Genomic DNA, 13,903 nt, shown 5'->3' on the forward strand with positions numbered 1-13,903 from the left:
GGTTCCTTAGTTTCTCGAGTGTTCAGAGCGCGACACCTTCGTCGCCAATCAACTTTTCAAGCAGCCATATCAGCGCGAAGTCGATGGCGACGATAAAAACGGCGAACGAAAACACGGTCGGGTCGAGCGACGACACCGTGCGGCTGTAGAGCCACACGGGCAGCGTCATCGTGTTGATGCCGTACAGGAAGAACGTCACCGTGAACTCGTTGAACGAGATGATGAACGCGAACAGCATGCCGGCCAGGATGCCGGGGCGCATCAGCGGCAACACCACATCGAACATCGCGCGGCGCGGGCTCGCACCCATCACGCAGGCGGCTTCCTCGAACTCCGGGCCAATCGATGCCGCCGACGCCGCGCAGTTCTTCACCGTGAATGGCAGCGCGAGAATCACATGCGCAATGATCAGCCGGAACACGCCGAGCTCCACGGGCAGCACGTTGAAGACCAGCAGCAGCGACAGACCGAGCATCACCAGCGGATAGACGAGCGGCAGCGCAACGAGCTGTTCCACGGCCGACTTGCCGCGAAAGCGATAGCGGCTCAATGCATAGGCAGCGGGCACCGAGACCAGCGTGGCGATGATCATCGTCGATACCGCGACGATCAGGCTTGTCGTCAGCGCGGTACCCATGGACAGGGTGTCGCTTGCGTCAGGCGAGACGAAGCTGTGCCATGCCGCGCGATACCACTGCAAGCTGTAGCCCGGCGGCGGGAATTCCAGCGTGTCCGACGCACTGAACGACATCAGGATCATCGTCAGGATCGGCAGGGCGGCCAGGAACAGGACGATGGCCGCGAGCAGCGCCGCGGGCCTGCCAAGCCGGCCCGGCATGGTCGCAGGCAGGAGGCGCGCAGAATTGATTGGGGTGCTCATGCGGACGGCTCCTTGAGACGTTGGGTGCGGCGCACGAGGCTCTGCGAGATCGCCATGACGGCAAGCGTGGCGACCATCAGGACCACGCCGGAGGCGGAGGCCGCCGGCCAGTTCAACAGCGGCGAGACCTCGTCATGGACCAGCACGGCGAGCATTGGCACGCGCCGGCCGCCAAGCAGCAGCGGCACTGCGAACGCGCTTGCGTTGTAAGCGAACACGAGCAGTGCGCCTGAAACAAGCCCGGGCATCGCGAGCGGCAACATGACGTGACGCAGCGTCTGCCAGCGCGTTGCGCCGAGCGTTGCTGCGGCTTCCTCATACGAGAGCGACACGGCGCGCATGGCGCTCGACATCGGCAGCACAGCGAGCGGAAACGCAGTCTGGATCAGGCCGAGCAACACGCCATGCTCACGATAAAGCCATTGCATCGGACGCTGGATCACACCGCTTGCGAGCAATGCGTGATTGAGCAAGCCTGCCGGGCCGAGGATCACGAGCCAGCCATAGCCTTGCAGCAACAGGTTGACGAGCAACGGCAACAGCACGCCCGCCAAAAGCAGGCGCCGCGCCAGGCGCGACTCGGTGCGCGCCATCGCAAGCGCGACCGGAATCGCCAGCAGCACCGCGCACACCATGCTCTGGAACGCGAGCCGCAGCGTGAGCCACAGCGCCTTCAGGAAATACGAATCGGCCAGGTTCGCGTAGTTTTGCAGCGTGAACCCGTGCCACTCGTCGCCCTGCGCACCGAAGCTCATGCGCAGGACCACGAGGGCCGCCGCCGCGAGCACCGCGAGAAACGCGAGGATCGGGGCGAGCAGCAGCCACGGCCGCGCGCGGGCGAGCGCGGTTTCCGATACGGGGGCAACCGGCTGGTCCGGCGCCCCCGGTCCGGCGCGCTGCGAAGAGAGTTCGGCCATCGCGGTCATGCCGAGAAAATCTCGGTGTAGCGCTTGATCCACGCCGCCTGTACCACGGCGAGCGACTTGTCATCGTGGAGGACGGACTTCTCCGCGATCTGCTGCGGGCTCGGCACGAACCTGAGGCTCTCGGCGGGAATGATGGCCTTCGAATTCACCGGGCCGTTCAGCACGTCGGCGGCCATCTTGCCTTGCACGCCGGCATCGAGCGAATGGTTGATGAACGCGTGAATCAGGTCGAGGTCGCCAGGGTGCGATTTCGGAATCACCGTGAACATCAGTTGCGTCGCGAACCCTTCCTTCATGCCGTACGTCACGCCCATTTTGTATTCGGGTTTCCTGATCTGGTCGGGAAAGAACGCAGGCGAATAGATGCCGCCGATATCGAGCGAGCCCGTGCGAAACAGGTCGGCGACCTGGTTCGGATTCTCGCCGAGCGTCATCACGCGGTCCTTCAGTTCCGTAAGCTTCTTGAAGCCCGGATCGATGTTCTGCTGCGAACCGCCCGACATTTTTGCAGCAATGATCGCAAGATCGACCGCCTCGGCGAACTCGGGCGGCGGCAGGAACAGGCGGCCGGCGTACTTGGGATCCCACAGCGCTTCGTACGACCCGGGCGGCGTCTTGACGGTCGACGTGTTGTAGATCAGGCCGTCGGACCACAGCAGGTAGCCGACACCAAAACCATCCGCGCCGGTTCTATAGCGCGCGGCCACTTCCTTGAGATTGGGCAGCTTGTCGAGATCGGGCTTGACCAGCAGGCCGGCATCGCCGAGACCTGAGGCGCCTACGCCCGCGAGCGTAATGACGTCATAGGTCGGGCGGTCGCCCGCGGCCTTCACCTTGGCGACCATGCCGGAGGTGCCGTCCGCGCGGTCCGCAATCACCTTCGCGCCGGTCTTTGCCGTGAAGGTCGCGGCGATATTGTGCAGCGCGGCAGTCCCCGTATCGTCTGACCAGGTCAGCAGACGCAGCGTCTTGCCTGAGAAATTGTGTTCCTGTGCCCTGAGATTAAGAAACGGCGCCGGCAACGCGGACGCTGCGAGCGCTGCGCCGATGGTCTTTACGGCTTGCCGCCGTCCCGTGCTGAATTTGTTCATCGCCGACTCCGTGATGGTTAAGTGAGATGTCTGACCTATGCGCCGGGCGAACGGTCGTATCCGTGCGCTGTTGTCCCTGCATGAAAATGTTAGGATCGCAAAATAGCCATCACAATCGATATATCGTCATGTCTGCCATGATCAAAGCACATGGCTCGGCGGGTTGATGGCTGGTTTTTACAGGTCGTGGCATGCCGAACGTGCATGGCAGGTCGCTGACCAGTCATCAAACGAACTGCCTACTTCCTGTACTTCACCTTCGGCAGCACGCACAACATCTCGTACAGCAGGTTCGCGCCGACCAGCGCGGTGTTGCCGGACGCGTCGTACGGCGGTGAAATCTCCACCAGGTCGCATCCCACGATATCCAGCCCACGGCAGCCGCGGATAATTTCAAGCGCTTGCCAGATCGTCAGGCCGCCGATTTCCGGCGTGCCGGTGCCGGGCGCGAAACTCGGGTCCAGACCGTCGATGTCGAAGCTCAGGTACACCGGGCCATCGCCCAGTTTCGCGCGCACCTCGTCCATGATCGGCGCGACCGATTTGTACCAGCACTCCTCGGCCTGCACGACCCGTATGCCGTGCGACCTCGACCAGTCGAAATCCTCCGCCGTATAGCCGGTGCCGCGCAGGCCTATCTGCGCGACGCGGTTGCCGTCGATCAGGCCTTCTTCAATCGCCCGTCGAAACGGTGTGCCGTGAGCGATCTTCTCGCCGAACATCGTGTCGTTCACGTCCGCATGCGCGTCGACATGGACCACGCCAACCGCGCCGTATTTCTTCTTCATCGCGCGCAGGATGGGCAGCACGATCGTGTGGTCGCCGCCCATCGTGAGCGGCACGCAGCCATGCTCGATAATTTCGTCATACGCTTCAGTGACGATTTCCATGCTCTTCTGCAGATTGAACGTGTTGATCGCGACGTCGCCGATGTCAGCCACCTGGATGCTGTCGTACGGCGCCGCGCGGGTCGCCATGTTGTACGGGCGCAGCAGGCACGATTCGGCCCGGATCGCGCGAGGGCCGAAGCGCGCGCCCGCCCGGTTCGACGTGCCGGTATCGAGCGGCACGCCGACGAAACAGGCATCGAGCCCCTCGGCCGAGGTTGCGCTCGGCAGGCGCATCATCGTTGCGGGCCCCGCGAAGCGCGGCATCTGGTTACCGCCGAGCGGCTGGTTGAAAGCGTTGTAGGATTGGTTATCGTGGTTCATCACAAATCCTTTTGGTAGACGGGCTAGTTGGACTGACGATGCGTCAGCACCTGCTTGATTTCCTGGAAGGCGGCGAGCCCGAACGGACCCAGCTCCCGCCCGATACTGCTGCGCTTGTAGCCGCCCCACGACGTCTGCGGATAGATCAGTTGCGGTGTGTTGAGCCACACCACGCCGGCCTCAAGCGCACGGGCGACCCGCTCGCCGCGCGCCTCGTCCTCTGTGACGACCGTCGCCACCAGTCCGTACTCACTGTCATTGGCCATGTCGACGGCTTGCTCTTCAGTGTCGAACGTGCGCACGCACAGGACCGGGCCGAAGATCTCGTCACGCCATAAGGCGCTCGCCGGCGGCACTTCGGTGAAAATTGTCGGCGCGATGAAAAAGCCCTGCTCCGGTGCACGGGCTGGCCGGCCGCCACCCGTGACGAGCCGCGCTCCGTCCGCAATCCCTTGTTCGATATGGCCACGCACCCGGTCGAATTGGGCACGGCTCACGAGCGGCCCCATGCGCACGTCAGGCGCGAACGGGTCGCCGACGACGATCCGCTCCGCGCGCTCGACGAGCCTTGCCAGCAAGGAGGGAGCGAGTTTGCGCGCGACCAGCACGCGGCTCGTCGCCGAACACATCTGGCCGCTGTTGAAGAAGCCGCCCGCTTCGACAAGGTCGACCGCCAGATCGAGATCCGCATCGTCGAACACGATGATCGACGACTTGCCGCCGAGTTCGAGGCTCACGCCCTTGAGCGTATCGGTGGCCGTCTTCATCACCGTCTGGCCGACACTCGTGCTACCGGTAAACGATACTTTCGCGACCCCAGGATGAGCCACAAGCGGCGCGCCTACGTCCGCGCCGGTGCCCGTCACCGCGTTGAAAACACCCGCCGGCAAGCCTGCCGATGCGATCACCGAGACCAGTTCGAGTTCGGGCAGCGGCGTGATTTCGGAAGGTTTGAGCACGACCGTGCAGCCGGCCGCGAGCGCAGGCGCGAGTTTCCACGCCGTGGTCACCATCGGGAAATTCCACGGCACGATCAGCGCGGCCACGCCGCAGGGTTCGCGCAGAATCCGCGCGCGGTGCTCGATGTTGGGGATGCTGACTTCGGCGCCGCCTGGGTCGTCCAGTTGCTCAGCCAATTGCGCGTAATAGCTGAAGCTCGCGATCACATCGTCGACGTCCATGTGCGCTTCTGCCTGAGGCTTGCCGTTGTTAAGCGATTGCAGCATCACGAGACGGTCGCGCCGCGTTTCCACTTCCGCCGCGATTGCGCGCAGATAGCCTGCGCGCTCGGCGCCGGTCGTATGCCGCCATGTACTAAACGCGCGAGCCGCGCACGCCACCGCCAGGTCCACGTCGGCGAGGGTGCCCGCGGCCACGTCGGCCAGGCGGGTCCCGGTTGCAGGGTTCACCACGGCAATCGTGCGGCCCAGTGCGCCGTCGAGCCAGCGGCCATCTATATAGAGCTGCGTCAGGAATTGAGTGTCGTTCGGCGCGTTCATGCCGGGTCTCCCGGGACGTGGTCGAACCACTTCTGTTCGTCGATTTCAATCAACGTGGGCACGCGGCGCCCCACAGCCTGCTTGAGTTCTTCCGCCAACGCGGCAGGCGTATGGGCAGACGCGGCGCGGCAGCCAAAACCGCGTGCCAGCGCAAGGAAGTCCGGCGTATAGATGTCGACACCGATCGGTTCAATATCGCGTTCAACCATGTATTTCCTGATCTCGGCATAACCCCGGTTGTTCCACAGCAGCACGATGACCGGCACAGCCGCTTCGACGGCGCTCGCCAGTTCAGGCAGCGTGAACTGCAAGCCGCCATCGCCGATCAGGCAGATCACGGGCCGGTTGCCCGACGCGAGCCGTGCGCCGATAGCAGCCGGCAACCCGTAGCCCAGCGTGCCGTAGCCAGTCGATGAGTTGAACCACGACCTGGGGGAGGACGCTTCGAAGACGAAATTACCCGCGTACACGGGGCGCGTTGAATCGCCCACGATGATTGCATCGGGCAGGGCGCTCGATACGATATCGAAGAGCATCGCCTGCGAGCGGATCGGTGCGTCGTAACCGGCATTGACCGCAGCACGCGCAGTACCTGCGCGCGGCGCGCCCCAATCGGCATCGCGTGGCGGCAACGGGCGTGTGGCAAGCCTCTGGTCCAGCGCGGCGAGCACGAGCTTCGCATCGGCTGCAATCGCCACGTCGGGACGGAAATTGCGCATGACCTGCTGCGCGTCGATGTCGATTCGGATCAGCTTGCCGTCGATTGCAAACCCGTTGTCGAACACCACGTCGTAGTCCGTCTCGCCCAGTTCGGTGCCGACCGCGAGCACGACATCGGCCTCACGCACCAGCGCGCGCGTCGCGGCGAGCGACTGGGTCGAGCCGATCGACAGCTCATGGCCGCGCGGCAACAGGCCCTTGGCGTTGATCGTAAGCGCCACCGGCGCATGCAGGCGTTCGGCCAGTGCGCGCAATTCGGGCGCGGCCTCCACAGCACCGCCACCGGCGAGGATCAGCGGCCGGCGCGCGGCGGCGAGCAGGGCGCTGGCCTCGTCGAGGGCAGCCGGCGCGCCGGCGGGCTTCGCGGGCAGCACGACCCAGCGGGATGTCGCGTCGCGAGCAGGCGCGACGATCACGTCGAGCGGAATCTCGATGTGAACCGGCCGCGGCCTCGCGGTGGCGAACACCGCGAACGCGCGCGCCAGGACTTGCGGCAGTTCGTCAGCATCGAGCAACGTGTGGGAGAACGCGGTGAGCCCGGCGAATACGTTGCGCTGCGACGGCAGCTCATGCAGGCGTCCGGTTCCTCCGCCGAGCTGGCGCGTGGTGTTCACGCTGGAGATCACGAGCATGGGGATCGAATCGGCGTAGGCCTGCGCCATCGCGGTCGCGATATTCGTCATGCCCGGCCCGGTGATGATGAAGCACACCCCGGGTTTTCCCGTAACACGCGCATAGCCGTCCGCCATGAAGCCCGCGCCCTGCTCGTGACGAGGGGTGATGTGGCGCAGCGTCGACGTCGCCAGTCCACGATACAGCTCGACCGTATGGACACCGGGAATGCCGAACACCAGTTCAACGCCGTAGTGCTCAAGCAGTCTCACCAGCGCTTCGCCGCAGGTCTGCGTGTCGACTGGACGGGGAGCGCAGTGTCCGCTCGCGTGACCAAGGAGCGAGATATTTTCAGGCGAATTCATGAAATTCCTGCGGAGTGATCCGTTTGATCCGTTGCCGGTACATGCCTTTCTCCGGAGTGTGCGTGTTGATGCATTCTTGGTGCATGGCACGTGTACGGCAATCGATGAATTTGCATGCGCGCCATGTCTTTGGCTCATGGGCTTATTGTGGGGGGCAGTGCTTTCAGGCGATGCGAGGCGTTAAATTCGGTGTATATATGCAGCGTTGGACTCGTGCATCTATCAAACCTCTGGCCGGACAGCACAACCGGCCGCCATGACTTTTTCAAATGCAGGAAGGAAACGAGAATGCGCCGCCTGCCGCCGCTCAATGCGCTGCAAATCTTCGAAACGGTCGCGCGCCACCGCAGTTTCACGCGTGCCGCCGATCACCTTTGCCTCACGCAAGGCGCCGTGAGCCGCCAGATCCTGACGCTGGAGGAGTACTACGGTTTTCCGCTGTTCACGCGGCACTCGAAGGGGCTCGCGCTGACGAATGAAGGCGAGCAGCTATTGCCGACCGTGAAAGAGAGCTTCTCTCGGATCGAGGAGATTTCACTGCGGCTGACCCGGCAGCGTACCGACCTCGCGTTGAAGGTACCCACCTGCCTTATGCGCTGGATCCTGCCGAAGATCATGCGCTTCCAGGCGGAGTACCCAGAGATCCAGTTGCAGCTCACGACCACCTGGCAACACGACGTCGATTTCCAGGTCGAGCCGTTCGACGCCGCGATCATTTATGGCTCGTCCCCGGGCGTGGACGTTCATTCGATTGCGCTTTTCGAGGAGCAACTGACGCCGGTGTGCGCGCCTTCGTTGCTGGAGGAAAAATCGCTCGATAACGTGGCCGATCTTGCCCGGCATACCCTGCTGCATCCAACGCGCGACCATCGCGACTGGAAGATGTGGCTCGCCCATGCCGATGCACCCGAGATCAATGCCGACCTTGGGCAGAGTTTCGAAACGCTCGACCTGGCCACCAATGCGGCGGCGCAAGGCTTCGGCGTCGCGATCAGCGACTGCTCGCTCGTGAGCGAAGATGTCGCGTCAAAGCGCCTCACGAGGCCGTTCGATATCGTGCTCACGACGGGCAGCCGGTACTACTTCGTCTATCCGAATTGCCTCGCGCACCAGCCCAAGGTGAACCTGTTCCGTGAGTGGCTCGGGGCGAATGGATAGAGCTGCCGACGCGAGGTCTCAGCGGTCGGAGTGCGCAGGTCCGTTCAATCCGGACGCTAGCCGGCCCCGCGTAGAATATGACCAGGATGCCGCAGGGAAATGGACTTTCCAAGTGGGCATCGATATATTTAAGCGAATATAACGAAGCCGGAGAAATTGGGTGAGCACTGACACGCAACAGGCAGTGGGCGAAAAATTCGTTCTCGAATCGATGCATTACGCGCGCGACAAAACGTGGGAAGTCGTCGAACAGGTGGCGGCCCGGATTCAGCCCGGCATGCTCGAGTCGGAAGCGGTGACCGAGTGCAAGCAAGTCATGCAGGAGCTCGGGATGGAGCGCATCTGGCATCCCATCCTGATCCGGTTCGGAGAAAACACCTTGCGCACGTTCAAGCAACGTTCCGAGGGAGATCCGCGACTTAAAGACGACGACATTTTTTTTGTCGATCTCGGCGTCGTCTGGAAAGGACATGAAGGCGATGCGGGCGCGACCTTCGTGGTCGGTGCGGACCCGGAGATGAAAGCGTGCGCGGAGGCGACCAAGACCGTCTTCGACGAGGTCGAGCATCATTGGCGAACGACGGGCGCCGGCGGCACGGCGTTGTACGACTTCGCGGCGGAGCGTGCGTCAGCGCTTGGGTGGAAACTGAACCTCGACATCAAGGGGCATCGCGTGAGCGATTTCCCGCACGCGATCTTCAAGGCGGGCAATCTCGGCAATTTCGAGCCGCATCCGGATGCCGGGCTCTGGATTCTCGAGATTCAGCTTGCTCATCCTACAAGGCCGTTCGGCTCGTTCTATGAGGACCTGCTTGCGTGAGCCGTGCCGGTGAAACAAGGCTAATAAAAGGACGCAATGTTCATTCGGCAACTCGAGTATCTCGTCACGCTGGCGCGCGAAAAACATTTCGCGCGCGCCGCAGAGGCCTGTCACGTTTCCCAACCCGCGCTGTCGTCGGCCATCCGTACGCTCGAGGCCGAACTGGGGCTGGTCATTGTCGAGCGGACGCGGCGTTTCGTAGGCTTCACGGAGGACGGTGAACGCGTGCTTGGATGGGCGAGGCAAACGCTCGCGTCGCTGCAAAACATGCGGCAGGATGCGTCCGCCGCGCAGGTGAAGCTGATCGGGACGCTTCGTATAGGCGCGATCCCGACCGTCATGCCGGTGACCACCAGCATGCTTGCACCGTGCATGCGCGAGCATCCGCATATGCACTATGAGGTCCGCTCGCTCAGCTCCGACGCGATCCTGCGTCAACTGGACGAGCACGAACTCGATGTCGGCCTGACGTATCTTGACGACCAGGTGCAGGCGGGGTTCAGCGTGTTGCCTCTCTACGTTGAACGCTACCTGCTGTTATCGCCTCCCGGTGCGGGCGATGGGTTTGATGCGGGTACGGTCCAATGGAGCGGCGCGGGTGGATTGCCCCTTGGTCTGTTGACCGCGACCATGCAGAACCGGCAAGTGATCAATGCAGCGTTTCGACGCGAGGGCGTGCAGCCTACGGTCATTCTCGAAACCGACTCCCTTCTTTCTCTCTACGCGCACGTTCAGCATGCGGGCTTGTTCAGCGTGTTTCCGCATAGCCTTCTAAGCGTCCTGCCCGAGGGCAGCGGGGTGCGTGCGTCGCTTTTGTTGCCTGAGTTGACGCGTGGCATCGGCCTTATCGCGCGCAATCGCAATACGCTGCCGCCCCTTGTTGCCGCCATATGGAGAGCCGCCGAGCAGCTTGATCTGCAACAGGCGTTCGACGCTTTGCTGCCCGAGGCTGTGCGCGCATCAACGGGGCTAGTAACCGTTTAAGCCTGAAGATCCGCAGCCTCATGCACGCGCTTGCATGCCCTGATAAGAAGCGCTTATCACCTGATCCATCCAAACGATTGGACCCTCCGCAAGCACTTGGAGACACTCTCCCTGCGTCGACGTGCCAGCCCCACGTTTCGACCAAGGCGGCGCCGCAACATCGGCGCCGGTGCTATCCAAATCAGAGTGGAGTGAGACAGTCATGGCCAAGGTTCTATGCGTTTTATATGACGACCCCGTCGACGGTATGCCGAAGAAGTACGCCCGGGACGACGTTCCCGCCATCACGAAGTATCACGACGGACAAAGCGCCCCGACACCGAAGGCTATCGACTTCAATCCGGGTGAGTTGCTAGGCAGCGTGTCCGGCGAACTGGGCTTGCGCAAGTTCCTCGAAGCGCAAGGACATACCCTGGTTGTCACGTCCGACAAGGACGGCCCCAACTCCACGTTCGAACGTGAACTGGAAGATGCGGAGATCGTCATTTCGCAGCCGTTCTGGCCGGCGTATCTCACCGCCGAGCGGATCGCCCGGGCGCCGAAGCTCAAGCTCGCGCTGACAGCAGGCATTGGCTCGGATCACGTCGATTTGCAGGCCGCCATCGATCGCGGCATCACGGTGGCTGAAGTGACGTTTTGCAACAGCATCAGCGTGGCCGAGCATGTGGTCATGATGATCCTGTCGCAGGTCCGCAATTACCTGCCGTCACATGAATGGGTCAAGAAGGGCGGCTGGAATATCGCGGATTGCGTGTCGCGTGCGTACGATCTTGAAGGCATGAACGTGGGGACCGTGGCGGCTGGCCGGATTGGCTCGGCGGTGCTGCGCAGGCTCAAACCCTTCGACGTCAAGCTGCACTATACGGACCGGCATCGCTTGCCGGAAGCCGTCGAGCGCGAGCTTGGCGCCACCTGGCACCCCACCGTTGAATCGATGGCGCGTGTCTGCGATATCGTCACCATCAACTGTCCGTTGCACCCGGAAGCGGAGCATCTTTTCGATGAGAAGATGATCAGCAAGATGAAGCGCGGTGCGTACATCATCAATACTGCACGAGGGAAGATCGTGGATCGCGACGCGATTGTGCATGCGCTGGAATCCGGCCAGCTCGCGGGCTATGCAGGCGATGTCTGGTTCCCGCAGCCGGCTCCGAGCGATCATCCGTGGCGCACCATGCCGCATCAGGGCATGACGCCGCATACGTCAGGCACGACGCTTTCCGCTCAGGCGCGTTATGCGGCAGGCACGCGCGAGATCCTCGAGTGCTGGTTCGCGAAGGAACCCATTCGCGAGGAGTATCTGATCGTCGACGGCGGACGTCTTGCCGGCGTGGGTGCGCATTCATACAGCGCAGGCAATGCGACCTCGGGCTCGGAAGAGGCTGCCCGCTTCAAGAAGAAGGCTTAACGCCGTGGGCGCGCTGATCCGGCTCTTCGTGATCAGCGCGCGCATTTCCTAAGGCTTTAAACACTATGAATGAACAGATCGCCCGCGCGGCGCCCGCTATTCCTTTAGCGCAGGCTAAACAGGCGGCATTCGGTTTCCTGGGTGGCTTCCTGGCGATTGGCGCGATCTCCCTGCTAGGGCACCTGACGAGCAGCCCTTTGGTGATCGCGCCATTCGGTGCCTCAAGCGTCCTGCTATTCGGCGCGCCCGATAGCGCATTTGCCCAGCCGCGCAATCTTGTATTTGGACATCTGCTATCTACCGCCGTCGGACTGGCAGTCTATTGGTTTGCCGGTCCGGGTATATGGCAAATGGCGCTATCGGTAGGACTCGCTATTGCCTTGATGCAGCTCACCCGGTGCGTGCATCCTCCGGCGGGAGCGGACCCGCTGGTGATCATGCTTAGCGGCAACGCTTCAATAGGATTCTTTTTCGTTCCTGTGCTTAGCGGCGTTTGCTTGCTGCTGGTAATTGCATTGCTGTTCAATAATGTCGTGCGCGGCCGGCGATGGCCGGAGCGATGGTCATGACATCGCAGCCCGGAAGCGGCAACGTGTTGTCGCTTCCGGATAAGCGCGGATTCATGCTTATTGTTCGAACCCATTCCCCTGATTGCGCAAGATGCGTATCGAGCTGTCGAGATGCGCACGGGCGCTTTCTGCATCGCCCAGACGCATTTGCTCATACGTGCGCTGTGCTACTTCGTGCGTCACGGGCTTGAGCGGCTGGTTGCTACTCATGGCCTTGAGCTGAACCTCGGCCGCGCGCTCAAGATAATAGAGATCGTCCCAAGCTTCCGCGATGCTCGCGCCCGCCACCATCACGCCGTGATTCTTCAGGAACAGGATGTCGGCGTCGCCCATGGCGTCGGCAATACGATCGCCCTCGGATTCATCGAGCGCCAGGCCGTTGTATTCCTCATCGACGGCGGTGCGGCCATAGAACTTCAACGCCGTCTGTCCGAGCCACAAGAGCGGCGGCCCTTCGATCAGGCACAGCGCCGTTGCGTTCGGCATATGCGTGTGGAAAGCCGCTTTCACCCGCGGTTTGGACCGATGCAACCGCGCGTGGATATAAAACGCGGTGGCTTCCGGCTGGCCTTCGCCATCAATCACATGCCCTTCGAAATCGCAAACGAGCAGGCGCGATGCGGTGATCTCGCTAAATGCATAACCATACGGATTGACGAGGAACAGGTCGTCGTGTCCGGGCACGACTGCGGAGAAATGATTGCAAACCCCCTCCTCATAGCCCCGTTGCGCAGCAAGCTGAAAGCACGCGGCGAGTTCGATGCGCGCCTGCATAACGGCGTCGGAATCAAACCGTGTGATACGCGACGGGGCAGCAGCGCTGCCGAGTGAAAGCGAGTGAGCCATGATGATTGATTACCCTGAAAATTTACCAGCCGAGTCTACTGAATAGCACAGGTACTTGATCGAGCGTTGCAAGCGTGGCGTCGGGTGAGTAATCCGGCAGCACGGTACGGCCCGTACCACGATCGATCCATACGCAGCGAAAGCCGATTTCGCGCGCGGCCGCGTGATCGAGGTGCGGACTGGCGCAGATATGAACCACGTCGTCCTTCGTCACGCCAAGTGAGTCAAAAGCATAATCGAATATTTTCCGCGATGGTTTGTACGCCCCGGCCTGCTGCGCCGTAACCACTCGATCGATCAACCCATCAAGCTGCGCGATATTGCCGGCAATGATCTCGTCATCCGTATTCGACACAATACACAGACGATACCCCGCCTCCTTAAGTCGCTTCAATGCACCGGTCACCTCCGGAAACGGCGGCATGGCGGAGATGCTGTCCGTTAGCACGCGGGCGTCATCTGCGTCGCTTTCCAAGCCTAGCTCATCGAGTGCTAGCCGTAATGCATCCGCGCTCACGCTGCGAAACGATCGATGCGGCGAAGTTTGCTCAAGCGCATGTTCATGCCGATCATAAATGCCGATGAACCGGGCCGGATCGATCGCCTCCGTTTGCTTAGAGGACAGGATCTTGCGGACCGCGGCTTGCAAACCTTCATCCCACTGGATCAGGGTGCCGTAGCAATCGAAGGTAAGCCATTGCGGGCGGCGGCTGTGTTCAAGCGCGTCAAGAGCCATGATTTGTTTGCCTGGTTGAGTAGATGCCGCAAGCGTAAAAGTATTGATCGATATTTGGAAATTAAATTAAACTCTAAA

13 protein-coding genes are annotated in these 13,903 nt (G+C 62.0%); 5 read left to right on the plus strand and 8 right to left on the minus strand.

Annotated elements, in window-relative coordinates; translation table 11 throughout:
* Positions 1-22 precede the first annotated feature (22 nt).
* The 6 genes from ACSOSP_RS27585 to ACSOSP_RS27610 form a co-directional block, all read right to left on the minus strand.
* Positions 23-880 carry an ABC transporter permease gene (locus tag ACSOSP_RS27585; RefSeq protein WP_455311617.1) on the minus strand — a complete coding sequence of 286 codons (858 nt, stop codon included), beginning with the start codon at positions 878-880 and terminating at the stop codon, positions 23-25.
* Positions 877-1,806 (minus strand): ABC transporter permease, encoded by a 930-nt coding sequence (locus ACSOSP_RS27590; protein WP_455311618.1) that lies wholly within the window; start codon positions 1,804-1,806, stop codon positions 877-879. The genes ACSOSP_RS27585 and ACSOSP_RS27590 overlap by 4 nt, the downstream gene beginning before the upstream one ends.
* Positions 1,803-2,897 carry an ABC transporter substrate-binding protein gene (locus ACSOSP_RS27595; RefSeq protein ID WP_455311619.1) on the minus strand — a complete coding sequence of 365 codons (1,095 nt, stop codon included), beginning with the start codon at positions 2,895-2,897 and terminating at the stop codon, positions 1,803-1,805. The genes ACSOSP_RS27590 and ACSOSP_RS27595 overlap by 4 nt, the downstream gene beginning before the upstream one ends.
* Before the next feature lie 239 nt (positions 2,898-3,136).
* Complete coding sequence (speB, locus tag ACSOSP_RS27600; RefSeq protein ID WP_455311620.1) at positions 3,137-4,108, minus strand: agmatinase; 972 nt, start codon at positions 4,106-4,108, stop codon at positions 3,137-3,139.
* 23 nt (positions 4,109-4,131) lie between these two features.
* Positions 4,132-5,607, minus strand: a complete 1,476-nt coding sequence (locus tag ACSOSP_RS27605) for an aldehyde dehydrogenase family protein (protein WP_455311621.1) — start codon at positions 5,605-5,607, stop codon at positions 4,132-4,134.
* Positions 5,604-7,304, minus strand: a complete 1,701-nt coding sequence (locus ACSOSP_RS27610; protein WP_455311622.1) for a 5-guanidino-2-oxopentanoate decarboxylase — start codon at positions 7,302-7,304, stop codon at positions 5,604-5,606. Before ACSOSP_RS27610 ends, ACSOSP_RS27605 begins: the two co-directional genes overlap by 4 nt.
* Positions 7,305-7,592: 288 nt before the next feature.
* On the opposite strand from ACSOSP_RS27610, the gene ACSOSP_RS27615 reads away from it, so the two are divergent.
* From ACSOSP_RS27615 to ACSOSP_RS27635, 5 genes are all read left to right on the plus strand, one after another.
* Positions 7,593-8,462, plus strand: coding sequence for a LysR substrate-binding domain-containing protein (locus ACSOSP_RS27615; protein ID WP_455311623.1), 870 nt, complete (start codon positions 7,593-7,595; stop codon positions 8,460-8,462).
* 160 nt (positions 8,463-8,622) lie between these two features.
* The gene (locus tag ACSOSP_RS27620; RefSeq protein WP_455311624.1) at positions 8,623-9,282 is read left to right on the plus strand and encodes a M24 family metallopeptidase; all 660 of its coding nucleotides are present in this window, start codon (positions 8,623-8,625) and stop codon (positions 9,280-9,282) included.
* Between the two features lie 36 nt (positions 9,283-9,318).
* Complete coding sequence (locus ACSOSP_RS27625) at positions 9,319-10,266, plus strand: LysR family transcriptional regulator (protein WP_455311625.1); 948 nt, start codon at positions 9,319-9,321, stop codon at positions 10,264-10,266.
* Positions 10,267-10,468: 202 nt separating this feature from the next.
* A complete protein-coding gene (locus ACSOSP_RS27630) occupies positions 10,469-11,674 on the plus strand; it encodes an NAD-dependent formate dehydrogenase (protein ID WP_455311626.1) in 1,206 nt (401 codons plus the stop codon).
* Between the two features lie 65 nt (positions 11,675-11,739).
* The gene (locus tag ACSOSP_RS27635) at positions 11,740-12,243 is read left to right on the plus strand and encodes an HPP family protein (protein WP_455311627.1); all 504 of its coding nucleotides are present in this window, start codon (positions 11,740-11,742) and stop codon (positions 12,241-12,243) included.
* A 57-nt stretch (positions 12,244-12,300) separates the two neighbouring features.
* Here ACSOSP_RS27635 and ACSOSP_RS27640 read toward each other — a convergent pair whose 3' ends face one another.
* Together ACSOSP_RS27640 and ACSOSP_RS27645 are read right to left on the minus strand one after the other, a co-directional pair.
* On the minus strand, positions 12,301-13,089 hold the full coding sequence (locus ACSOSP_RS27640) for an aldolase (protein WP_455311628.1): 789 nt from the start codon (positions 13,087-13,089) through the stop codon (positions 12,301-12,303).
* 22 nt (positions 13,090-13,111) lie between these two features.
* The gene (locus ACSOSP_RS27645) at positions 13,112-13,825 is read right to left on the minus strand and encodes a haloacid dehalogenase type II (RefSeq protein WP_455311629.1); all 714 of its coding nucleotides are present in this window, start codon (positions 13,823-13,825) and stop codon (positions 13,112-13,114) included.
* Positions 13,826-13,903: the final 78 nt, after the last annotated feature.

It is taken from the genome of Caballeronia sp. KNU42 (assembly GCF_053760385.1).